At 74.3% G+C, this 22,383-nt stretch carries 16 protein-coding genes and 1 tRNA gene; 8 read left to right on the top strand and 9 right to left on the bottom strand.

All coding sequences use genetic code 11. The features are described from left to right. The first annotated feature begins 36 nt into the window (after positions 1-36). Positions 37-1,215 (top strand): FHA domain-containing protein, encoded by a 1,179-nt coding sequence (locus ACE1OA_RS22520; protein WP_356598880.1) that lies wholly within the window; start codon positions 37-39, stop codon positions 1,213-1,215. Positions 1,216-1,275: 60 nt separating this feature from the next. Here ACE1OA_RS22520 and ACE1OA_RS22515 read toward each other — a convergent pair whose 3' ends face one another. Then, the gene (locus ACE1OA_RS22515; protein ID WP_384866665.1) at positions 1,276-2,256 is read right to left on the bottom strand and encodes a methyltransferase domain-containing protein; all 981 of its coding nucleotides are present in this window, start codon (positions 2,254-2,256) and stop codon (positions 1,276-1,278) included. 115 nt (positions 2,257-2,371) lie between these two features. On the opposite strand from ACE1OA_RS22515, the gene ACE1OA_RS22510 reads away from it, so the two are divergent. From ACE1OA_RS22510 to ACE1OA_RS22495, 4 genes are all read left to right on the top strand, one after another. Then, the gene (locus ACE1OA_RS22510; RefSeq protein ID WP_356598884.1) at positions 2,372-2,776 is read left to right on the top strand and encodes a globin; all 405 of its coding nucleotides are present in this window, start codon (positions 2,372-2,374) and stop codon (positions 2,774-2,776) included. Positions 2,777-2,978: 202 nt separating this feature from the next. Continuing rightward, positions 2,979-6,368, top strand: coding sequence for an ABC transporter permease (locus ACE1OA_RS22505; protein WP_386543068.1), 3,390 nt, complete (start codon positions 2,979-2,981; stop codon positions 6,366-6,368). Positions 6,369-6,412: 44 nt separating this feature from the next. Continuing rightward, positions 6,413-9,184 carry an FtsX-like permease family protein gene (locus ACE1OA_RS22500; protein ID WP_432754089.1) on the top strand — a complete coding sequence of 924 codons (2,772 nt, stop codon included), beginning with the start codon at positions 6,413-6,415 and terminating at the stop codon, positions 9,182-9,184. Then, a complete protein-coding gene (locus ACE1OA_RS22495) occupies positions 9,181-10,131 on the top strand; it encodes an ABC transporter ATP-binding protein (protein ID WP_384866669.1) in 951 nt (316 codons plus the stop codon). Before ACE1OA_RS22500 ends, ACE1OA_RS22495 begins: the two co-directional genes overlap by 4 nt. Before the next feature lie 145 nt (positions 10,132-10,276). Here the strand turns inward: ACE1OA_RS22495 and ACE1OA_RS22490 are convergent, their stop codons facing one another. The 4 genes from ACE1OA_RS22490 to ettA are packed head-to-tail and all read right to left on the bottom strand — an operon-like array spanning position 10,277 to position 13,497. Then, positions 10,277-10,681 (bottom strand): GNAT family N-acetyltransferase, encoded by a 405-nt coding sequence (locus ACE1OA_RS22490; RefSeq protein ID WP_356598890.1) that lies wholly within the window; start codon positions 10,679-10,681, stop codon positions 10,277-10,279. 49 nt (positions 10,682-10,730) lie between these two features. Then, positions 10,731-11,405: a hypothetical protein gene (locus tag ACE1OA_RS22485; protein WP_356598892.1), complete on the bottom strand. Its 675-nt coding sequence runs from the start codon at positions 11,403-11,405 to the stop codon at positions 10,731-10,733. Then, a complete protein-coding gene (locus tag ACE1OA_RS22480; RefSeq protein ID WP_147978065.1) occupies positions 11,402-11,827 on the bottom strand; it encodes an acyl-CoA thioesterase in 426 nt (141 codons plus the stop codon). The genes ACE1OA_RS22485 and ACE1OA_RS22480 overlap by 4 nt, the downstream gene beginning before the upstream one ends. A 5-nt stretch (positions 11,828-11,832) precedes the next feature. After that, positions 11,833-13,497, bottom strand: a complete 1,665-nt coding sequence (ettA, locus tag ACE1OA_RS22475; protein WP_356598894.1) for an energy-dependent translational throttle protein EttA — start codon at positions 13,495-13,497, stop codon at positions 11,833-11,835. A gap of 618 nt (positions 13,498-14,115) precedes the next feature. Here ettA and ACE1OA_RS22470 point away from each other — a divergent pair. Beyond that, positions 14,116-14,625 carry a sortase gene (locus tag ACE1OA_RS22470; RefSeq protein WP_356598896.1) on the top strand — a complete coding sequence of 170 codons (510 nt, stop codon included), beginning with the start codon at positions 14,116-14,118 and terminating at the stop codon, positions 14,623-14,625. A gap of 106 nt (positions 14,626-14,731) precedes the next feature. Beyond that, entirely contained in the window at positions 14,732-15,397 is a 666-nt protein-coding gene (locus ACE1OA_RS22465) for a class F sortase (protein WP_386543066.1), read from the top strand. 182 nt (positions 15,398-15,579) lie between these two features. On the opposite strand, the gene ACE1OA_RS22460 is transcribed toward ACE1OA_RS22465, so the two are convergent. The 4 genes from ACE1OA_RS22460 to ACE1OA_RS22445 all read right to left on the bottom strand — a co-directional run bounded on the left by ACE1OA_RS22460 (position 15,580) and on the right by ACE1OA_RS22445 (position 21,269). Next, a complete protein-coding gene (locus tag ACE1OA_RS22460) occupies positions 15,580-16,971 on the bottom strand; it encodes a Cys-Gln thioester bond-forming surface protein (protein ID WP_356598900.1) in 1,392 nt (463 codons plus the stop codon). Positions 16,972-17,216: 245 nt separating this feature from the next. Further along, positions 17,217-17,669, bottom strand: a complete 453-nt coding sequence (locus ACE1OA_RS22455; RefSeq protein ID WP_432753275.1) for a single-stranded DNA-binding protein — start codon at positions 17,667-17,669, stop codon at positions 17,217-17,219. 189 nt (positions 17,670-17,858) lie between these two features. Then, entirely contained in the window at positions 17,859-19,643 is a 1,785-nt protein-coding gene (locus ACE1OA_RS22450) for a GTPase (RefSeq protein WP_432753274.1), read from the bottom strand. 6 nt (positions 19,644-19,649) lie between these two features. Further along, positions 19,650-21,269 (bottom strand): dynamin family protein, encoded by a 1,620-nt coding sequence (locus ACE1OA_RS22445; protein WP_356598906.1) that lies wholly within the window; start codon positions 21,267-21,269, stop codon positions 19,650-19,652. A 303-nt stretch (positions 21,270-21,572) separates the two neighbouring features. Between ACE1OA_RS22445 and ACE1OA_RS22440 the strand changes: the two genes are divergently transcribed. Further along, positions 21,573-21,645 (top strand) — tRNA-Arg (locus ACE1OA_RS22440). The last annotated feature ends 738 nt before the right edge of the window (positions 21,646-22,383 follow it).

Raw genomic sequence — 22,383 nt, 5'->3', positions numbered from 1 at the left:
CCAGGGGGCCGGACGACGAGAGGGGGAAGCACCGACATGCCGACCTGCCCGAACGGACATCAGTCGGTCTCCGACGACTGGTGCGAGGTCTGCGGCCACCGCATGGCCGGGGCGGGCGCGCCGGCGGGTGCCGTACCGCCGCCTCCCCCGCCGCCACCGCCCGCGTACGGCTACCCCGGCCCGGGTTCCGGCTTCCCGCCGCCGGCCTCCGGCGGCTTCGGCCCCGGTGGCGATCCGAACGCGACGGCCCAGGCGGAGCTCTGCCCGCAGTGCCGCACGCCGCGTGAGCACATGGCGCCGTTCTGCGAGGAGTGCCGCTGGAACTTCCTCACGAACACGGCGACCTCCTACACGCCGGTGGCTCCCCCCTCGCAGCAGCAGAGCCCGCCGCCCGGTCTGAACCTGCCGCCGGGCTTCCAGTCACCGCCGCGCCAGCCGGACCCGTACGAGTACCAGGGCTCGCGGCCGTCGCAGATGAACCGGCCCGCCGAGCCGCTGTCGGCCGACCCCACGCACCACCAGGCACCGCCGCAGCGTCCGCCGATGCAGCAGCAGCCCCCGCAGGGCGGCCCGCCCCAGGGGTACCAGCAGGCACCGCCGCCGCCCCCGCCGTCCTTCTTCCAGAGCCCGCAGGCGCCGCCGCAGCACCAGCAGCCGGCACCGCCCGCCCCGCCGCAGCACCAGACGTCCGGCGGGGGCGACGACTGGATGCTGCCGCCGCCCTCGCAGCAGCAGGCGCCGCCGGCCCCGATGCCCCAGCAGCACGTACAGCAGCCTCCGCAGCAGCAGTACCAGCCGCCCCGGCCGCCCGCAGGCTGGTCGGCGTACATCGGTCCGGACCGCGACTACTTCATGGCGATGATGCAGCGCAGCGGCCCGGAGGCCACGGGCCTGAACCTGCCCGCGTACTCCCCCGAGAAGCAGCTGACCCTCCAGGGCAACCAGATCAGCATCGGCCGCCGCCGGCACTCCACCGGTGAGTCGCCCGACATCGACCTGGCCGTGCCGCCGGAAGACCCGGGCGTCTCGCACCAGCACGCGGTGCTCGTGCAGCAGCCGGACGGCTCGTGGGCGGTGGTGGACCAGAACTCCACCAACGGCACCACGATCAACGGCGCCGAGGAACCGATCCAGCCCTACGTCCCCGTCCCGCTCCAGGACGGCGACCGGGTGCACGTCGGCGCCTGGACCACGATCACGATCCGCCGCGGCTAGCGGAGCCCGACGACCCCGGCCGCGGTCCGGGATCCCGCCCGCGGGGTCCCGGACCGCCGGTCAGCCGGCCGGCAGCGGCCAGGCGTACGGTCCCTCCGGATCGTCCAGCCAGGCCCACTGCCGCGCCTCCCGCACCGTCACACCGAAGCGCTCCCGCTCCGGCCGCCTCTCGCGCTGCCAGAGCGAGAGCGCTTCGCGCGTGTCCAGGCTCTCCTCCGCCAGGGTCCGCAGGAAGCGGAACCCCTCGTCCTCGAAGACCTGCCGGGGCAGTCCCATCGGCCGCCCCCGGGGGCGACGGGTGGGCGTGCCGCCCCCGCGCAGCGCCACGAAGTACGCCGACGTGGGCAGGAACCGCCCCTCCGCGTGGTCGGCGTCCCGCACCCGCAGCAGGATCAGCCCGGTCGACAGCGGGGCCAGGACGAGCGCGCCGGGGCGGCACTGGGCGAGCCAGGCGTACGGCACCGACGGCACCGTGCAGGTCGCCACGATCCGGTCGAAGGGCGCGCGCTCCGGGCAGCCCCGTGCCCCGTCCCCGGTGATCACAGCCGGCCGGTGTCCCGCGGCGGCCAGATGGGTCCGGGCGGACTCGGTGATCTCCTCGTCCAGGTCGACGGAGGTGACGTGCCCGTCCCCGAGCCGGTGGGCGAGCAGGGCCGCGTTGTACCCGGTGCCGGCGCCGATCTCCAGGACGTCGTCCCCGTCCCGGGGCCCCAGGGCCTCCAGCATCCGCGCCATCAGGGAGGGCTGGCTGGCGGAGGAGATCAGCTCCCCGTCCCTGACCCGGGTGGCCAGCGGCGCGTCCCGGTAGGCCCCGCGCAGCCAGCGGTCCCGCCGGACGGGGTCGGGATCGCCGCACCAGACACGTTCGTATCCGCGGACGCCCGAGACGTAGTAGTAGGGAACGAACAGGTGCCGCGGCACCGCGGCGAAGGCACCGCGCCAGGCGGGGTCGCGCAGCACGCCGTACGTCTCCATCTCCCGTACGAGTGCCCGTCGTGCCCGCTCGCCGGCCTCGGCGAAGACGTCCGGCTGTGCGCCCATGCCTCCACTCTCCTGCGCGGCGGCGTGCGGGGCGACCGTCACGGCGGGGCGGGCTGCCCGCCGGGGAGGTTCCGGACCTCCTCAAGGGGGACCGGGCATCTGAGACGATGGAACGGTGAACGAGATTCCGCGCGGCACGCTTCAGGAGCAGACCTTCTACGAGCAGGTGGGTGGCGAGGAGACCTTCCGGCGCCTCGTCCGCCGCTTCTACCAGGGAGTCGCGGAGGACCCCCTGCTGCGCCCGATGTACCCCGAGGAGGACCTCGGCCCCGCAGAGGAGCGCCTGGTGCTCTTCCTGATCCAGTACTGGGGCGGCCCCCGCACCTACAGCGACCACCGCGGCCACCCCCGGCTGCGGATGCGCCACGCGCCCTTCGCGGTGGACCGGGCGGCGCACGACGCCTGGCTGCGGCACATGCGCGACGCCGTGGACGAACTCGCCCTCGCGCCGGAGCACGAGGAACAGCTGTGGAAGTACCTGACGTACGCGGCGGCGTCGATGGTGAACACCGCCGACTGACGCGGCGGCGACGCCCCCGCACCGGGGGCGCCGCGGGCGCCGCGGGTTGGAGTGACGCATTCCGGTGTCGCGGGCCCGGATAACGGTCACGATCCAGTCAAGGTCGGGGTGCAAGCGGTTTCCCCGGCCACCCGCCCTCTGAAAGCATCCGAGGAACGTGCGTTCGGTGCGGACCACGCGTCCGGTGGGTTCAGGGGGATGGGTGACGGGGTTCGTACTTCTGCGCGTCAGGGCGCACCGACTGCTGCTCGCCGCGGCCCTCCTCGCCGTCCTGCTGACCACCTCCGTGCTGGCCACGCTCGCCGCCTTCTCGGGGTCCATCGGCGACGCCGCCCTCCAGAGCACGCTCCAGGGCCGGTCCGCACCCGCCGCCGCGCTGGTCGTCACCGGACAGGTGCCGGTGGCGCAGCGCGAGACCGCCGACGCGGCGACCCGGAAGGCGGCCGGCCGGACCTTCGACGGGCTGCCCGTGACCGTCCGGAAACTGGAGCGGTCGGGCCCGTACGCGCTGCCCCGGACCCTCCAGGAGCCCGCCGCCCGGCTCGGCGAGCCGGACCTCACCCACTTCGCCGCGCTCGACCGCTCGCGGCTCGCCCTCGTGAAGGGCGCCTGGCCCACCGCCGGCGCGGGGCCCGTGATCGAGGTGGCGCTCCCCGAGGAGGCCGCCGCACGCCTGCGGACCGGCCCGGGCACGGTGCTCGACCTGCCCGACCGGCTCGGCGGGAAGCCGGTGAAGGCCCGGATCACCGGCGTCTACCGGCCGCTCGATCTCCACGACCCGTACTGGCAGTTGGACCAGGCCGGCGGCCGGGGTGTCAAGACCGTCGTGTTCACCACCTACGGTCCGCTGCTCGCCGACCCCGCCGTCCTCGGCTCCGGGCGCGTCACCGTGGGCGAGACGGCCTGGCTGGCCTCGGCCGACTTCAGCGGCGTCGGCACCGGCCGGATGGACGCGCTGCGCGACGCCGCCACGAGGACGCCGGCGGCGCTCACCGCCGACACCGCGTCGTTCGGCGGCGCGGTCGCCGCGCGCACCGCGCTGCCCACGGTCCTGGAACAGACCGGACGGGCCCTGCTCGTCTCCCGCTCCACCCTGATGATCGTCGCCGTGCAGCTGGTGCTGCTCGCCGCGTACGCCCTGCTCCTCGTCGCCCGGCTGCTCTCCTCGGAGCGTGCCGGGGAGACCGAACTGCTGCGCGCCCGCGGCGGCTCGCGGCGCCGGATCGCCTCGCTCGCCGCCGTCGAGGCCCTGCTGCTCGCGCTGCCCGCGGCCGTGCTCGCGCCGCTGCTCGCCGGCCCGCTGACCCGGCTGCTCGCCGACCGCTCGGCGCTCGGCTCGCTCGGCGTGCGACTCGACGACGCGGCGGCCGGACAGGTGTGGCTGGTCGCCGTCCTGGTCGCGGTGTGCTGCGCCGCCGCCGTCGTGGCCCCCGCCCTGGCCGCCGGGGACGGGGGCACCGTCTCGCTCCGCAAGGGCCGGGCATCCGCCCTGCCCGGGCCGGTGCGGGCCGGCGCCGACATCGGTCTCCTCGTCGTCGCGGCCGTCGCGTACTGGCAGCTCGACCGCCAGACCGGCACGGGCGGGGGCAGCGGCGCGCTGAGCGGCGACCGCGAGGGCGACCTCGGCATCGACCCGCTGCTGGTCACCGCGCCCGCGCTCGCGCTCCTCGCCGGCACCGTGCTGACCCTGCGCCTGCTGCCGCCCGCCGCCAGGCTCGCCGAGCGGCGCGCCGCGGGCGGACGGGGGCTGCCCGCCGCGCTCGCCGGCTGGCAGTTCAGCCGCCGTCCGCTGCGCGGCGCGGGTCCCGTGCTGCTGCTCGTCCTCGCGGTCGCGATGGGCATGCTCGCCATCGGGCAGAGCGCGTCCTGGGACCGCTCGCAGGCCGACCAGGCCGACTTCCGCACGGGCACCGCCGTCCGGGTTCTGGTCAACGGCGTCACCGACCCGGAGCAGGCGCGCGCGTTCACGGCGCTGCCGGCCGTCCGCTCGGTCGCCCCCGCGCACCGCGGCACCATGGACTTCGCCGGCAACCACACGGCCACCGTCCTCGCCCTCGACACCGTGCACGCCGCCGACGGCGTACTGCTGCGCGAGGACCTCACGGACCGCCCGGCCACCGCACTGCTGAGGTCGCTGGCCCCGAAGGCGGGGCCGCGCCCGGGACTCGCGCTGCCCGCCGGCGCCACCGGACTGGCCCTGGACCTGCGGCGCACGGCCCCGCCCGGCACGCCCCCGACCCGGGTGACCGTCGTCGTGGAGGACCGGTACGGCATCCCCTACCGCCAGCTCCTCGGTCCGCTGCCGTCGGACGGCAGGACGCACCGGCTCACCCTCGACCTGCGTCCGCAGGCGGACGTCGCCGCGGAGGCCGGCGGCGGCGCGGGAACGACCCGCCGGGCCGCCGCGAGGACGACGGACGCCGGATCCGCCGGACGACTGACCCTGACCGGTCTGGAGCTGGACGGGCAGGTCACCCACGGCAGGGGCGGCGGCCAGACCCTCACCGTCGCACGCCTCGCGTCCCTGCACGACGGCGCGGAGCGCCCCCTCGCCCCCGGAACGGCGCTCGGCTCCTGGACCACCGAGTACCACGAGACGTCGAACGGCGAGCCGCAGAGCCCGGCCCGGCTGACGGGGCGGGCCACCGCCGCCACGCCGTACGAGCTCGGCTTCCGGGCCGGCACCACCTCGCCGGCCGGCCCCTTCCCCGGGCAGGAGGACTACGGCCTGCGGCTGGCCGCCCCCCGGCCCGCTCCCCCAGGGACCGTGCGGGGCCTGGCCAGCGACGCCTTCCTGGCGGCGTCCGGGGCGAAGCAGGGCGACCGGGTCGAGGTGTCCCTCGGCGGCCTCAAGCTGGACGTGACGATCGCGGGCAGCGTCCGCGAGCTGCCGACCACCGGCGCCGGCGCCACGTCCCCGTCCGCGACCGCCCCCGCGGCCACCCCCGACGACGGGGGCGCGCTCCTGGTCGACCTGCACGCGGCCAACCAGTACCTCTCCCGCGTCCCCACCGCGACCCTGGCCCCCACCGAGTGGTGGCTGACGACCGCGCCCGGCCGCTCCGGCGAGGTCGCGAAGACGCTGCGCGCCCGCCCCGACGCCGATCCGGCGCAGGTCCTGGTGCGGGACGAGGCCGCCGCCGAGCTGCTCGGCGATCCGCTCGGGGCGGGACCGAACGCGGCACTGATGGCCGTGGCCGTCGCCGCGGCCGCCCTCGCCGCGGTCGGCTTCGCCGTCAGCGCCGCCGGCTCCACCCGCGAACGCTCCGCCGAGTTCGGCGTGTTGCGGGCGCTCGGCGCCCCGCGCCGCCAGCTCGCCCGGCTGATCGCCGCCGAGCAGGGCCTGCTGGTCGCCATCGGCCTGGCCGTCGGTCTGGCACTCGGCGCGCTGCTGACCCGGGCCGTCGTCCCGCTGGTGGTCCTGACCGGCCAGGCCGCCCGGCCCGTCCCCACCGTCCTGGTCCAGCTGCCGGCCGGCCAGGTGGCCCTGCTGCTCGCCGGGGTCGCCGTACTGCCGCTGCTGATCGTCTCCGCGATCGCGCTGCGCCGTACCGACCCGGTCGTGACCCTGCGCCACCAGGGGGACCAGTGACGAGCACCGCACCCGCCAGGACGCCCGACAGGAAGGCCATCGAGATGCCCCGCACGTCCACCCGGGCCGTGGCGCCCTGGGTACGGACCCGGCTGCGGACCGCCCCCGGAGCGGCCGGCGCCTTCGCGCTGCTCGTCCTGGTGACCGCGTTCCTCGCCGCGGCTCTCCCGCGGGCCGTCGACAGCTACGAGACCGAGGGGCTGCGCCACGGCATCGGCACGGCCCCGCCCCGCACCACCGTCCTCGACATCACGACCGGCCCGCCGGCCTCCGACCTCCCGCCGGAGAGCCGCGAGGCCGCGGTGCTCCCCGAGCCACTGGCCCGCCGACGGGCCGCGCTGGAGAAGACGATCCCGGCCCCCCTGCGCATCGACCCCGAGCAGTCGGTCCACGGCGTGCGGACCAGCAAGCGGGTCACCGGACTCGACCGCTGGCTCCCGCAGCCGTACGGCCTGCCGCCCGAGTTCGTCCTCAGCACGCCGTCGGGCCTCGACCGGCACGTGACCGTCCGGGAGGGACGCCTGCCCGCGACGGCGGACGGGAGGAAGGGGAGCGAGGCCGCGGTCACCGCGGAGACGGCGAAGTCTCTGCACCTGAAGGTCGGTTCGGTCGTCCACCTGCCGGCCCTGTACGCCGGCCCGCCGCTCGCCGTGACCGTCACCGGCATCGTCGAACCCGTGCGTCCGCAGAGCGCCTTCTGGTCCGTCGAGCCGCTGCTGCGGACCCCCTCCTTCGCGGTGAAGCCCGGCGGCATGGACCCGCTGTACTACTGGCAGGCGGCGCTGCTCCTGCCCCCGGCCGGCGCCCCGACCCTGCTCTCGACCGCCGGGGAGCCGGAACTGTACTGGCGGTTCGCCCCCACCGCCGGCCATCTCACCGCACAGGACGAGACACGGCTCGGCGAGGCGATCGCCTCGCTCACCGGCGGACCCGACCTGGTGAAGGTCCGTCAGGCCGTCGGCCCCACCGGCGCCGTCTCCACCGACCTCGACGAGGTCGTCGGCGCCTACGGCGGGATGCGCGCGGCGATCGCCCCGGTCGTGGCCGTCGCCGCCTTCGGCATCGGCTCGGTCGCCGCGGTCGTCCTCGCCATGACGGGCGGCCTCTTCGCGAACCGGCGCGCCGCCGAGCTGGGGCTGCTGCGCTCACGCGGCGGCTCGCTGACCGGGATCGGCGGCCGGCTGCTGGGCGAGACGGCCGTCCTGGCGCTGCCCGCCACCGGACTCGGCCTGCTGGCCGCCACCCAGCTGCTGCCCGAGGCCCGCTTCCTGCCCGCGCTCGCCGCCGCCGGGGCCGTCGCCCTGCTCGCCTGCCTGGCGCTCCCGCTGCGCGCCGTGTTCCTGCACCGCAGGCCCCTCGTCCACGGCGGGCGCGACGACCTCGTCGACGCCCGCCCGTCCCGGGGCCGTACGGTCACCGAACTCACCCTCCTCGTGCTGGCCGCTGGCGCGGTCGCCGCCCTGCGCCGGCGAGGCACCGACGACGCCGGGGACCACCTGGTCAGCGCGGCGCCGGTGCTGGTCGCGCTGATCGCCGCCCTGGTGCTCGTACGGCTGTACCCGGTGCCGCTGCGCTGGGCGGCCCGGCCCGCCCGCAGGCTGCGGGGCGCGGTCGGCTACCTCTCGCTCGCCCGGGCCGCCCGGTCCTCGGCCATCGGGGCGCTGCCCCTGCTCGCCCTGCTCGTGGCACTGACGACGGCGGCCTTCGGCGGTTCGGTGCTGGCCGGCGTCGCGGACGCCCGCGACCGGGCGGCGCTCCTGGAGACCGGCGCGGACGCGCGGATCTCCGGGGCCGCCGACGCCGTACCACTGCCCGACGGCCTGGCGGAGGCCGTGCGCGGCACGCCGGGGGTCCGGGACGTGACCGCCGTCCAGATCGAGTACGGCGTCTCCCTGCCGACCGGCACCGGGCAGTCGCCGGAGACGACGAGCGCCCCGCTGGTCGGGGTCGACCCGGAGTCGTACACCCGCCTCGCCCGGCGGACCGGCTTCGGTCCCTTCCCCGCCGACCTGCTGGGGTCCACCGGCACCGGCGGCAAGGTCGACCACTCCCGGGTCCTGCCCGCCGTCGCCTCGCCCGCCGTCGCGGCGCGACTGGGCACGGAGCCGCGGGACATGGTGACGGCGGCCGGCGAGTTCCGGGTCCGGATCGTCGCCGTACGGGCCGCCACTCCGGCCCTGTCCGGCGCCGACTTCCTGCTCGTCAACGGGGCGGACCTGACCCACCGGGCGAACACCACGCTGCTGGCCACCGGCCCGTCCGCGGACGGCAGGGCGCTGCGGGCCGCGGTGGCGGCGAAGTCCCGCGACTTCGCTGTCGTCCTGCGCACGGAGCGGCTCGCCACGTACGTGGACTCGCCGATGCAGACCGGCGCCGAGCTGATCTACCTGACGGCGATCGGAGCGGGCGCCGGCTACGCCGTCCTCGCCGTGCTCCTCTCGCTGCTGCAGTCCTCGCCCGAGCGGGCCACGCTGCTGGCCCGGCTGCGGACGATGGGCCTGACCCGCGGGCAGGGCCGACGGCTGCTGGGACTGGAGGCGCTTCCCCAGACCCTGCTGGCGGCGGTCGGCGGGACGCTGGTCGGCTGGGCGACGATCCTGCTGCTCGCCCCGGGCGTGGACCTGGTCCGGCTCGCCCTCTCGGCGACACCGGGGCTGGCCTCGCTCGACAGCGCGCCCCTGCGCGCGGACCCGTGGTCGCTGGTCCTCCCCGCGGTCGGCGTCGTGGTGCTGACGGGGGCGGCGGCGCTGCTGCAGGCGGCGTGGGCGGCACGCAGAGGCTCGATCAAGGAACTCAGGGCAGGAGACGCACGATGACGACGACCGACACCTCGCTGGCCGAGCTGGAGCGCCGGGCGACGGCCCGTCGCGACCGTCCCTCGTACGGCCACGACGCGCTGATCGCCTGCGACCGGCTGGTGCGCATCTTCACCACCGACGGGGTGGAGGTGCAGGCACTCCAGGGGCTCGACCTCCTGGTCAAGGAGGGCGAGTTGATGGCCCTGGTGGGCGCCTCCGGCTCCGGCAAGTCGACGCTGATGAACATCCTGGCGGGCTTGGACGTACCGACGGCGGGCGCGGCCAAGGTCGCGGGCTGCGACCTGCTCGCGATGGACGCGAAGGCCCGGCTGCGCTACCGGCGGGACGTGGTGGGCTTCGTCTGGCAGCAGACGGCGCGCAACCTGCTGCCGTACCTGACGGCCGCTCAGAACGTGGCGCTGCCGATGCAGTTGCGGGGACGGTCGAGCCGCGCGAAGAAGACGCAGCGGGCGGAGGAACTGCTGACCATGCTGGAGGTCGCGGACTGCCGGGACCGTCGCCCGTTCCAGATGTCCGGCGGTCAGCAGCAGCGGGTCGCGATCGCGGTCGCCCTGGCCAACTCGCCGTCCGTCCTGCTCGCGGACGAGCCGACGGGCGAGCTGGACTCGGCGACGGGCGAGCAGGTCTTCGCGGCGTTCCGGCGCGCGAACGAGGAACTGGGCACGACGATCGTCATCGTCACCCACGACCAGACGGTCGCCTCCGAGGTCCGCCGCACGGTCGCCATCCGCGACGGCCGCACGTCCTCCGAGGTGCTGCGCCGCACGGAGGTCGACGAGGCGGGCCAGGAGTCCCTGGTGGCACGGGAGTACGCGATGCTCGACCGGGCGGGGCGGCTGCAGTTGCCGGCGGAGTACACGGAGGCGTTGCGCATGGAGCACCGCGTGATGCTGGAACTGGAGCAGGACCACATCGGGGTCTGGCCGGACGAAGCCGAACGCTGAGGACGGCGCGGGCTCCGGGGGGGGGCTCCGGACGTCGACGCTCCGGGGAGGGGGCACAGGCTCGGGGGTGGCGGGTGCCTGCCGCGGCCACCCGCCGGAGGCGCGGGAGTGACGCGGGCCGGGGCGGGAGGATCCGCGGCGGCGCTCAGCCGTCGAGGGCCAGCAGTCCGGCGCTGGTCGGCCGGAAGCCGCACCGCTCGTAGAACGCGGTGAGGTGCGGTTCGAAGTCGACGTGCAGCCAGTGCGCGCCGCCCTCGCGAGCGGCGTCGGCGGCGGCCCGCACGAGCGCGACGCCGAGCCCCTGCCGCCGCTCGTCGGGGTGGACGGTCGTGTCCAGCACGAAGGCGTGCGCGCCGCCGTCCCCGACGACGTTCACGTACCCCACCAGCCTGTCCCCGCGGCGCGCGGTCACCCACAGGAGGCTGCGGGCGAGGACGGGCGCGAAGTCGGTGGGCTGGTGTCCCGGCCAGGAGGCCGCGAAGAGCTCGTCGAGTTCGCCGGAGGTGAGGGCGCCCCGTACGCCCAGGACGGGGGTGCGCGTGATCGTCATGCCCGTCACTGTGCCACGGACGGGGAGCGGGGCTCGGTGGAACGGACGGTCAGTGGCCGTGCGGCCGGGCCGTCGGGGTGACCGAGAGGGCCGGGGCGACCGTGCGGAGCGCGATCGACCCGTAGGGGGTGCGCAGGCGGAGCCAGGGCCCGGCGGCGAGCAGCGCGACGGGCACGTCCGGCAGGGGCGGCAGGAAGCCGAGCGACTGCGCGGCGTGGACGCCTCGCAGCGGAAGGCCGGTGCCCGCCACCGTCCGCGACCAGATCTCGCGGCCGATGCGGTCCCGCTCGGCCCGCGTCCGCCGCTCCTGCGGCAGCTCCTCGTCCCGCGCCCGGAACTCGGCGACGGCGGCGGCCACCGCGGCCCGCAGCTCCGCCGCGTCCGGCACTCCGGCCACCGGCTCCCAGCCGCCGCGCGGGGGCAGGACCCCCGCCCACGGCGGTCCGGTGACGGCGTCCGGGACGACGGCCTTGCCGGCCGACTCCTCGATGCCTTCGAGGAGTTCACCGGCGGAAACGGTGACGTCCAGGTCGACCGCGTCGACGAGCCGCGCGGTCCGGATGGCCAGCACCTCGAACGACGGCGGCCTGCCGAAGACGGCCAGCGCCCCGCCGCCCGCCTGGAGGCGGACGGCGGCGGCCCGGTCGTAGCGGAGCAGCCGGCCCAGGAAGGCGGCGAGGTCGGCCGCCTCCCTGGCGTCGTCGAAGTGCAGCGGCGCGATCATGCGGCGGACGTCATCCCGTCGTCCATGTACTCCTCGAGGAACATGCGCTCCTCGGCGGAGATGCGGCGCGGCCGCTGCGCGGCCAGGTCGAACGGCACGACGACCGTGGAGGCCCGGACGTACACCGTCCCGGGGTCCTTGATCTCGTACGCGATCGTCAGCGACGCCGCACCCATCTTCGTCACCCACGACTCGATGGTGACCGGCTCGTGCCGGTGCACCAGGGGCCGTATGTAGTCGATCTCGTGGCGGGCCACGACGGACCCGCCCGAGAAGGACGGAGAGCCGTCCCCGGGCGCCAGCCGGAACATGAAGTCGATCCGCGCCTCTTCCAGGTACCGCAGGAAGACGACGTTGTTGACGTGCCCGAAGGCGTCCATGTCCGACCAGCGCAGGGGGCAGCTGTAGATGTGCCTCGTCACAGACCTCAGCCTCGGGTCAGCTTCTTGTACGTGGCACGGTGCGGACGGGCCGCGTCCGGGCCGAGACGCTCGATCTTGTTCTTCTCGTAGGACTCGAAGTTGCCCTCGAACCAGAACCACTTCGAGTCGCCCTCGTACGCCAGGATGTGCGTGGCGACCCGGTCCAGGAACCAGCGGTCGTGGGAGACGACCACGGCCGCACCCGGGAACTCCAGGAGCGCGTTCTCCAGCGAGGAGAGGGTCTCGACGTCGAGGTCGTTGGTCGGCTCGTCGAGGAGCAGCAGGTTGCCGCCCTGCTTGAGGGTGAGCGCGAGGTTGAGGCGGTTGCGCTCACCGCCCGACAGGACGCCGGCCGGCTTCTGCTGGTCCGGGCCCTTGAAGCCGAAGGCGGAGACGTAGGCGCGGGACGGCATCTCGACGTGGCCGACGTTGATGTAGTCCAGCTCGTCGGAGACGACCGCCCACAGCGTCTTCTTCGGGTCGATGTTGGCGCGGCTCTGGTCGACGTACGAGATCTTGACGGTCTCGCCGACCTTGATGTTGCCGCTGTCCGGGGTCTCCAGACCCTGGAGCATCTTGAAGAGCGTGGTCTTGCCGGCGCCGTTCGGGCCGATGACGCCGACGATGCCGTTACGGGGCAGCGTGAAGGACAGGTCGTCGATGAGGACCTTCTCGCCGAAGGCCTTCGAGAGGTTCTCGACCTCGACGACGATGGAGCCCAGACGCGGGCCCGGCGGGATCTGGATCTCCTCGAAGTCCAGCTTCCGCATCTTGTCGGCCTCGGCCGCCATCTCCTCGTAACGGGCGAGACGGGCCTTCGACTTGGCCTGGCGGCCCTTGGCGTTGGAGCGGACCCACTCCAGCTCCTCCTTCAGACGCTTCGCACGCTTGGCGTCCTTCTGGCCCTCGACCTTGAGGCGGGTCGCCTTGGTGTCGAGGTAGGTGGAGTAGTTGCCCTCGTAGGGGTGGGCGCGACCGCGGTCGAGCTCGAGGATCCACTCGGCGACGTTGTCGAGGAAGTACCGGTCGTGGGTGACGGCGACGACGGTGCCGGGGTACTTGGCGAGGTGCTGCTCCAGCCACTGCACGGACTCGGCGTCCAGGTGGTTGGTGGGCTCGTCGAGGAGCAGCAGGTCGGGTGCCTCGAGGAGCAGCTTGCAGAGCGCGACGCGGCGCTTCTCACCGCCGGAGAGGTTGGTGACGGCCCAGTCGCCGGGCGGGCAGCCCAGGGCGTCCATGGCCTGCTCGAGCTGCGCGTCGAGGTCCCAGGCGTTGGCGTGGTCCAGGTCCTCCTGGAGCTTGCCCATCTCCTCCATCAGCGCGTCCGAGTAGTCGGTCGCCATGAGCTCCGCGACCTCGTTGAAGCGCTTCAGCTTCCCCATGGTCTCGGCGGCGCCGTCCTGGACGTTCTCGAGGACCGTCTTCGACTCGTCGAGCGGGGGCTCCTGGAGGAGCATGCCGACGGTGAAGCCCGGGGACAGGAACGCGTCGCCGTTGGACGGCTGCTCCAGCCCGGCCATGATCTTGAGGACGGTGGACTTACCGGCACCGTTAGGGCCGACCACACCGATCTTCGCACCGGGCAGGAAGCTCAGCGTCACGTCATCGAGGATGACCTTGTCGCCGTGCGCCTTGCGCGTTTTGCGCATCGTGTAGATGTACTCAGCCAAGAGAAACCGTCCGGCAAAGAGTGAGTGGGCAGATACACCCCATCTTGCCTGACCGCCACCCCCGGGAGCGAACCAGTACCTGCCCTGACCCCTGACCTGCGGCTTCTCCGGTCACCCCGGTAGCCGCCCCGTCACTGCCGGTCGCCGCGGACCGCCTCTGCCCCTCTCGTACCGCCCGCGGGCGGCCCGGCGCCGCTCGCCGGAGCGGGCGGGAACAGGTCGTCCGGGCCCCCTGGCGGTCGGTGACCGCCCGGCCGGGCCGGTGGCCGGGGCCGTGACCGCCCGGCCGGGCCCGTCGATCACCGAGGCGCGCTCCCCCGTCCCGCCGGCTCCCGGTCGCCCGGTCGGGGCCGGTCCGCGGCCCCGGCGCGCCCCCGGTCCGGCGGCGGCCCCTACCCCGTTCGTACCCGTCGGGGTCGCGCGGTCCGCGCGGGTGTGGCGCGACCGCCACCTGCGGTGACGAGGGCGGAGGAGACGATCTTGCGGCCGAGCGGGTGACCCGGGCGTCCGGCTCTCGCGTTGCGAGGGCCGGGGGCCGGTTATTGCCTCGTGCTCGGAGCACAGCACAGGCGCCGCGCACCCGGGCCGGCCGAGAACGCTCCGTAGAAGGAGAGAAGCATGCGTCTCGCACACGCACGTCATACCGGTCTCCAGGTCGCCCTGGTCGTGGGCGCCCTCGCCCTGTCCGCCCCCGCCGCCGTCGCCGCGGCGGGGGAGGGGAGCGGGGACGTCCGCATCAGCCCCCGCAAGGCCGCTCCCGGCAGCACCGTCACCGTCAGCACCACCGCCTGCGGCAAGGAGACGTACGGCAAGGGCGAATCGGAGGCGGGCGGGAAGTTCCACCTCTTCGCCGGTGACCGGAAGGGCGTGCTGGTGGGCGAGTTCACGCTGCCGGCCGACGCCCCCTCGGGGACCGACACCGTGACGCTCAAGTGCCCGCCGCGCATCAAGCTGACCGCCACGTACCAGATCTCCGGCCGTCCCAACGGGGCCGTCGACGCCGGCTTCGGCGGGGACGCCTCGAAGGGGACGCAGCTCGCCCTGGGCGGCCTGCTGCTTGCCGGAGCGGTGACCGGCGGGGTGATCCGCATGCGCCGGCGGTCCGCGGGCTCCGGCATCGCGGCCTGACGGCTCGTCCGCCGACCGGCCTCCGGTGTCCCGTCCCCCGGGCGGACGCCGGAGGCCGGTGTCCCCGCGGGCCTCGTGCCCGCCGTCGAGCAAAGGCGCCACCACGATGGAAAGAGGCCGCAGAAAGCGCCGTGGCGGCACCGCGCCGCGCCGTGTCCCCTCGTTCAAGACGCTCGCCTGGACCGGGCTCCTCGGCTCCCTGCTGCTGGCCAACGCGCTGCGCGGGACCGAGCCTCCGCAGCCCACGGCGACGCAGACCCGCCCGGCCGCGCGGCCGGCTCCCCCGGCCGCCCCGCGGCTCCTCCCGGACCCGTTGCCGCCGTCCGACCCGGTGCGGGTCGTGATCCCCGCCGTCGCGATCGACGCTCCCCTGACCGGGTTGGGACTGGACGCGACCGGCAGGCTGCTGCCGCCGCCCCTGACGAAGCCCGACCTGGCCGGGTGGTACGCCGACGGGACGTCACCCGGCGCCGCGGGAACGGCCGTCGTGACCGGCCACGTGGACACCCCGAAGGGCCCGGCCGTCTTCTACCGGCTGGGCGCCCTGACACCGGGCGCACAGGTCTCGGTCGTACGCAAGGACGGGCGCACGGCCCGCTTCACGGTCGACGCGGTGGAGGTCTACGCGAAGAACCGCTTCCCCGACAAGAAGGTCTACGGCGGGTCCGGCGGCCCGGAGCTGCGCCTGATCACGTGCGGCGGGACCTGGTCCGCGAAGACCGGCTACCAGGCCAACACCGTCGTCTACGCGAGCCTGACTTCGGTGACGTAGGACCTGTCCCCGGTCGTCGCCCACGACGGCCGGCCGCGCCCAGGCCCCACCACCCCGGCCCGCGCCGGTGGCGGCACGGCCCGCCCCGGTCCGGAAACGGCGACGGCCCCGGTGCGCGTGATGCGCACCGGGGCCGTCGGTGACGGGGGCCGAACCCCCGTCACCTGCCGTTCAGCGGGGTACTACTGGCCCATGGCCTTCTTGCGGCGGAGGAAGAACACCGCGCCGCCACCGAGCACCACGAGGACGACGGCGATGCCGGCGATCATCGGGGTGGCGTTGGAGCTACCGGTCTCGGCGAGGTCGCCACCGGTGGTGTTGCCCGTGGTGGAGCCGCCGGCCGTGGCCGGGGAGGGAGACGTCGAGGGGGTCTCGGACGGCAGCGGGCCGGGGGTGGCCGTCTTGCAGTCCAGAACGCCCTTGAAGTTCTTCTCGAAGCCGTTCGGGCCGGTGATCGTGAAGTCGTACGCCTGGTCCTCGGCGACCGGGATCGTCACGGTCTCCGACTTGCCGGCGGCGATCGTGTACTTCTTGCCCTGCAGCTCGAAGGAGAAGTCCTCGTCACCCTCGTTGGAGGCCGTGATGTCCAGGCCGCCCTTGGCGCAGTTCTTCTCGGCCGAGACGGCCGGGATCGGGCCCTTCTTCGCCCAGGTCGCGGAGGCCTTGGCGGAGACGGTGGAGGTGCTGGTGCCGGCCAGGATCAGGGTCTGGCTCTTGACGCGGGTGCTGACGAACGCGCGGCCGATCGGGACCGTGGTGTCGGCCTTCACGTCGATCTCGGCGGCGCCGTCGGCGGTGCCGGCCGGGACGTCGAGGAAGAGCTGCGCGCCGTTGGCGGCCTCGGTGACGACCTTGCCGTCCTTGTCGACGATCTTCACGCCGGCCGCGGCACCCGGGGCGAGGGAGACCGAGGCCTTCTCCGCGTTGGTGCTGACCGTGATCGGGCCGAGGCGCTCACCGGCCTTGCCGGCGACCGAGGAGGGGCTCAGGCTGAGGGACGCCTTCGGCTCCTCCAGGTTCTTCGCCTCCTTCTCCAGGTACTCCGTCAGCTTCTTGGCGTCCTTGTTGACCGGCATGGCCTCGACGTCGTCCGAGAAGTGCCAGATCGCGGCCTGCGTGGCGGCGGCGGCGGTCTTCTCGGTCAGCTTCTTGGCGCCGACCTTGCTGGCCAGTGCGGCCAGGTCGTTCACCTGCGGGTAGGAGTTCTGCAGGATCCAGCGGATCTTGCCGGCGTCCTCGTTGTCGTGCAGGGAGGACTGGTCCCAGCCGACCTCCTTGTACTCCTCGCCCGTCTTGGCGCCGGTGTACAGGTCGATGCAGTAGGTCTGGATCGTCCCACCCGGCGTGACCTTCATTTCGAAGAGTCCGGCCGAGATGCCCTTCTCGCGACCCTTGATCTTGACCGTGTCATAGATCTTCAGGTCACCGAGCGTGGCCGTGGCGCCCCCGGTGCCCTGCGGGGCCTCGTCGGCCACCGCCGGTCCAGCGACGGCTATCGCACCGGCCGCGACGAGGCCGGTGACGGCGGTCGCAGCGGCAAGGCGGGCAAGGCCGCGCCTCCGAACAGAAAACATGGATTTCCCCTCCGGGCGAGCTGCTCCGCGTCATGGTCGAGACACGTGGGGGGAGCGCTTCGCCGCAGACTCACAGACCCGATTACTCAAGTGACGCATGAGTATCCGGGAATCCTAGGGATGGGGGAGGCCCGAGTGCCCGTTCGTACGGTCTGATAACCATTCCGACTCATAATCGTTATCAGAAGGGCCTGTTACCCCGAGATCGCAGGTCAACGTATCGACAAATCGCCGACAACTCGGGCTCAGGGGACGGCTTCCAGGGTCTGTGGTTCCCGGTCCGGCCGGACCGGCGAGGCGGGGACGATGCCCTCTCCTCGTTCCCTCGCCCGCGGTTCGGCCGTCACCGTCCGTCTGAACGCCGCCGTGCCGCGCGTCAGATCGTGGCCCGCCGCCATCGCCTCGACGTCCACGAACACGCGGCGCCGGCCCTCCCGCTCCTCCTCACGCACCTTCAGCCGGCCGTGCACCAGCAGAGGTTCGCCGACGGAGACCGACGCCGCGAGATGCGCGCCGAGGGTCCGCCAGGCGAAGACCGTGTAGAAGCTGGTGTGTCCGTCGGACCAGGTGCCCCGCTCCCGGTCCCAGCGACGCGCCGTGACCGCGAAGCGGAACCTCGCCACTCCGCCCGCAGCGGTGTCCCGGTACTCGACCGCCGTCGCCACGTTCCCGACGAGCGTGACCATCGTGTCGTTCACGACCCCTCCCCCGTGTCCCTGCCGCCCCGGACCCCGTCGCCCCCACGGCTGTCCCCATGCTGGACCCGTCGCGAGAAAGCTGCTGCCGGCTGTGCACAACCAGCAACTTGTGGACAGACTCGTCACGCTTCCGGGGGATGGACCCGGCAACGAGCCCTGCGCGGGGACCTCCTGCGCAGGGTCGGGCCGTCACCTCAGGCGCGCCCCCCGGCGGGTCGCCCCCAGCCGCGAACCGGCGGTGATCCGGGCGCCCGCCCGCGTCCCCGACACCGTCACGTACTGCTCGCGCACCTCCCGGTAGCGCATCAGCTCGGCCGAGATCGGGTCCAGCACCCGTGCCCGCCCGCAGCCGCCGGCCGCCTCCCGCAGCTTGCGCTCGGCCTCCTGCCCGTAGCGCCGGGCCGGGCCCTTGACCGCCGCCGCGCACGCCCACTCCACCAGCGGCCCGCCGACGATCCCGCCGACCATGATCAGCACGGGCGGCAGCAGCCCGGGCTCGACGACCCCGACGATCTGTCCGACCAGCCACAGCGCGCCGAAGAGCTGCAGGAACGTCATCAGCACCTGCGCCAGCACGGCGGCCGGCCACCAGGCGGGCCGGGGCGGACGCGCGGCCGGGTCCCCGACGCTCGCCGTCAGCTCGTCCAGCGCCTCGGGCAGACCCGCGGCTCCGCGCACGGCCGCCTCGCGGACCGCCAGCGCCCAGGGCACCGGCAGCCCGCGTGAGGCCTCGTCGGCCACGATCCGTACCGCCTGCTCCACCCGCTGACGTGCCGTCAACTCCTCCTCGGCCGGTGTCTCGGGAGGCGGCACGGCGCTGCCGTGCTCGCGCACCCGCTCGTACCAGCGGTACAACCGGAGCCAGGGCGTGCCGCAGGCGCGGATGGCGTTGCGGCGCCAGACGCGTTCGGCGGCCTCGCCGGCCGCAGAGGCGCCCACCGCGACCGCGAGCCGGGCGGCGAAGTCCTCCCGCGCCCGCTCCCCCAGGCCGGTCTGGCCGTCGGCGACGTACACCGAGCGGAGCCGTGCCGCCGCGGCGTCGACGTCGGCCGACAGCCGCCGGGCGGGCGCGGTGCGCTCCTGGACGAAGCGGCCGAGGAGTTCGCGCAGGTCGCCGACCCCCTCCCCGGTGAGGGCGGAGAGGGCCAGGACGGTCGCGCCGGGCTCGCCGTGCTCGCCGAGCGCCATGCCGTCCTCGTCGAGGAGGCGGCGCAGGTCGTCCAGGACCAGGTCGGCCGCCTCGGTGCCCAGCCGGTCGATCTGGTTGAGGACGACGAAGGTGACCTCGGCGTGGCCCGCGAGCGGCCGCAGGTAGCGCTCGTGCAGGGCGGCGTCGGCGTACTTCTCCGGATCGACGACCCAGATCACGGCGTCGACCAGGCCGAGCACCCGGTCGACCTGGTCCCGGTGGGCCGTGACGGCCGAATCGTGGTCGGGCAGGTCGATCAGGACGAGCCCCTGCAGCTCCTCGTCACCGGCACCGCCCGCGAGCGGCCGGCGGCGCAGCCGGCCGGGGACCGCGAGCCGGTCCAGGAGCCCCGCCGACCCCTCCGACCAACTGAGTGCGATGGGCGCGGAGGTGGTCGGGCGGCGCAGGCCGGTCTCGGACACCGGGACGCCGGCGAGGGCGTTGAAGAGGGTCGACTTGCCGCTGCCCGTGGCGCCCGCGATGGCGACGACCGTGTGCCGCGAGGACAGCCGCTGGCGGGCGGCCGCCTCGTCGAGCACCCGGCCGGCCTCGGCGAGGGTGTCGGTCTCCAGCCGGGTGCGGGAGAGGCCCACGAGCTCGTGCAGGGCGTCGAGACGGGCCCGCAGGGGGCCGCCGTACGTGCCGCCGAGGGCCGGCAGGTTGTCCTCCGGCGCGTCGGCGTCACGCTCCGTCTCGTGGGGAAGGAGCGGATGACCGGCCCGTTCGGCCGCCCGCCGTGCGATCAGCCCGTCGTCCCAGCGGTCGTCCACCGTGCTGCTGCTCACCGGTCCTCACTTCTCCTTCTGCAGTACGGAGAGCGCGGCGATCAGCGCCGCCTGCGGCTCGGGGGTCACGTCGAGGGCTTCCAGTGGAGCGATGCGCAGGTCGCGTTCGGCGTGCAGGGCGCCGTCGACGCACGCGACGACGAGCTCGCCGCCCTTGTCGCGCAGGCGCAGGGCGGTCTGCGCGCCGAGGAGCTCGGCGAGCCGTTCGCCGGCGGCGCGGGTGCGGCGGCCGCCCAGGAGCGCGGCGGCGAGCAGGGCGACGACGGTGTCCGCGTCGGGGGCGACGGTACGTGCGGGAACGGTGCGGTCGGTGGTGCGCAGCTCGTCCTCCACCAGCTCTTCGAGGACCCGGCGCCAGCGCCGTACGGCGATGCCGATCCGCTCCCCCGCCTCACGGTCCGACGCGGCGGGTCCGGAGTGGCCGGGGTGGGCGCCGAGGGCACCCGCGGCGGGCTCGCGCCGCCAGGCGTCCCGTACCCGCTCCTCGGCCGCGGCGACCGCGCACTGCACCAGGGCGCCGAGTGATTCGACGAGGGCGTCGAGGAGCTCGTCGGCGGAGCTGTCCCGGGGATAGCCGCGCCAGCGGGTCCGGGCGTCGCCCGCGAGGACGGAACCGCGGCGGAGCTGCTTCCGTACGCGCTCGGCCTGGTCCTGGTACGCGGCCTCGACCGCGCCGCCGAGCCGTACGGCGGCGGCGTACTGGGCGGCGACCGCGCCGGCGAGTTCGGGCAGGCGGGAGTCGAGGGAGTCGATGACCCCGGCCGCGGTGCGGCCGACGGCCTGCTGGCGGGCGGCGGGGTCCAGGGCCCGGTGGGCGAGCCAGGCGCGCAGCGGGGCGACGGCGGTGTCGGGCAGCAGGCCGCTGCCGCCGCCGGCCGACTCCGGCAGCTCGGGGATGGTGAACCGGGGCACCTCCCCGAGGCCGGCCTTGTCGAGGAGTGCCTCGTACTGGCGGGAGACCTCCCCGATGACCTGATGGGGCACCCGGTCGAGGACGGTGACGAGGGAGGCGTCGTACTCCTTGGCGGTACGGAGCAGATGCCAGGGCACCGCGTCGGCGTACCGCGAGGCGGTCGTCACCATCACCCAGATGTCGGCGGCGCACATCAACTCGGCGGCGAGCAGCCGGTTCTCGACGACGAGTGAGTCGATGTCCGGCGCGTCGAGCAGCGCGAGGCCGCGGGGCAGGGCGGAGGAGGTCTCGACGCGCAGCGCGTTGTCCTCCGGGGGCTCCTCGGCCGCGTCGTCGTCCTGCTGGGGCAGCCAGACGCGGGTGAGCTGCGGCAGGACCCGCAGACCGGCGAACCAGTGGTGGTCGTCGGGGTGGCAGACCAGCACGGGGGTGCGCGTGGTGGGCCGGAGCACCCCCGCCTCGCTGACGCGCCGCCCCACAAGGGAGTTGACGAGGGTGGACTTCCCGGCCCCGGTGGACCCGCCGACGACGGCGAGGAGCGGGGCGTCGGGATCCTTGAGCCGGGGGACCAGGTAGTCGTCGAGCTGGGCGAGCAGCTCGACCCTGGTCTGGCGGGCGCGTGGAGCGCCTGGGAGAGGGAGGGGTAGACGCACGGCGGCGACACAGTCGCGCAGGGCGGAGAGTGCGTCGATCAGCTGAGGCCGTTCGTCCAAGGTCACCACATGCGAAGAATGCCCAATTTTGGAGCCATTTTGAAGCGTATAGCGGTCTTACGCGCCGACCGAACGGCTGATGACGCGAGACTCAGGCATAACGAGTGCACAACACCCGGGCCGAGTGGCGCAAAAAGCGCTGCGAGAATCGCACCTGCCTGCGATTATCGTTCCGCTTCACCGAACCTCCACATCGTGCCACGCAGGTGAAGCAACCGGGCCAAGGTGAGCAGAGCCCTATCCTTGTCCCGGCAAGGCCACACCCCACCCACCAGGGGGCTGCGGCCGCCCGGCCACCAACCGGCCCCCGTAGCTCAGTGGATAGAGCAGGTGCCTTCTAAGCACTTGGCCGCAGGTTCGAGTCCTGCCGGGGGCGCAAGATCGGGACCCTCCTTCGGGAGGGTCTTTTTGCTGGTCAGGGGCAGTGTCCGGTGATCCGTACGGGGCCGGAGGCGCCCCTGGCGGGGCCGGGGTGCGTCCGGCGGTGGCCGGCCGGCACCGGGTTTCCGCAGGTGGCCGCGGAGCGTACGCGGAGAAATTCCTCAGCCCGCCCGGCGCGGCCGGGTCCGGCAGCTCCCCCGCCCCCTCGATCCGCCGACGGGGGACGCCGTCGCCCGCCCACTCCGCCACGGTCGCGGCCGGGACGCCGGCGTTGAGCCGGTGCGTCAGGCAGGTGTGCCGGCGGTCGTCGAACCGGCGCCCGACAGGAGACCCGGACTCGTACGGGGTGAGCGCATCCCTCCGGGCGCGCCGCCACGCTCGGCGGATCAATCGCACACAAGTGGATCGTGGTCCTGCCCGCAAGGATCCGGTCCAGGACCGCAGCCCGTACCCGGCACCGCCTCATCGAGCGTCTGCCCGCTGGTGCACTTCCGGCGCCACCAGGCCGGGGCACGGCTTCGTCGACCCCACTCCAGGTAGGCCGACATTCACTTGGCGGAAGAATCGTTAATTCCGTGCGCTGAGATTTCTCGCTTCGTTGTGGACGGATTCAAAAGTGCCGAGAACGTGCCGCCGAGTTTCGGCGCAGAACGTCTGCATATTAGAGGTGCGACGGGAGGGATTAACTGCATCGGCGGCGAATCATCACACAGCCGGGGCGGCCAGTCGGCTC

The organism is Streptomyces sp. JL2001 (assembly GCF_050917515.1).
Classification (GTDB): Bacteria; Actinomycetota; Actinomycetes; order Streptomycetales; family Streptomycetaceae; genus Streptomyces.
This window is presented reverse-complemented; position numbering and strand designations above follow the sequence as displayed.

What these genes read in the sequence shown, in the direction of transcription:
- ACE1OA_RS22520 (WP_356598880.1), top strand. Translation starts at nt 37, where the DNA reads ATGCCGACCTGCCCGAACGGACATCAGTCGGTCTCCGACGACTGGTGC.
- ACE1OA_RS22515 (WP_384866665.1), bottom strand. Translation starts at nt 2,256, where the DNA reads ATGGGCGCACAGCCGGACGTCTTCGCCGAGGCCGGCGAGCGGGCACGA.
- ACE1OA_RS22500 (WP_432754089.1), top strand. Translation starts at nt 6,413, where the DNA reads ATGCCCCGCACGTCCACCCGGGCCGTGGCGCCCTGGGTACGGACCCGG.
- ACE1OA_RS22495 (WP_384866669.1), top strand. Translation starts at nt 9,181, where the DNA reads ATGACGACGACCGACACCTCGCTGGCCGAGCTGGAGCGCCGGGCGACG.
- ACE1OA_RS22490 (WP_356598890.1), bottom strand. Translation starts at nt 10,681, where the DNA reads ATGACGATCACGCGCACCCCCGTCCTGGGCGTACGGGGCGCCCTCACC.
- ACE1OA_RS22485 (WP_356598892.1), bottom strand. Translation starts at nt 11,405, where the DNA reads ATGATCGCGCCGCTGCACTTCGACGACGCCAGGGAGGCGGCCGACCTC.
- ACE1OA_RS22470 (WP_356598896.1), top strand. Translation starts at nt 14,116, where the DNA reads ATGCGTCTCGCACACGCACGTCATACCGGTCTCCAGGTCGCCCTGGTC.
- ACE1OA_RS22465 (WP_386543066.1), top strand. Translation starts at nt 14,732, where the DNA reads ATGGAAAGAGGCCGCAGAAAGCGCCGTGGCGGCACCGCGCCGCGCCGT.
- ACE1OA_RS22460 (WP_356598900.1), bottom strand. Translation starts at nt 16,971, where the DNA reads ATGTTTTCTGTTCGGAGGCGCGGCCTTGCCCGCCTTGCCGCTGCGACC.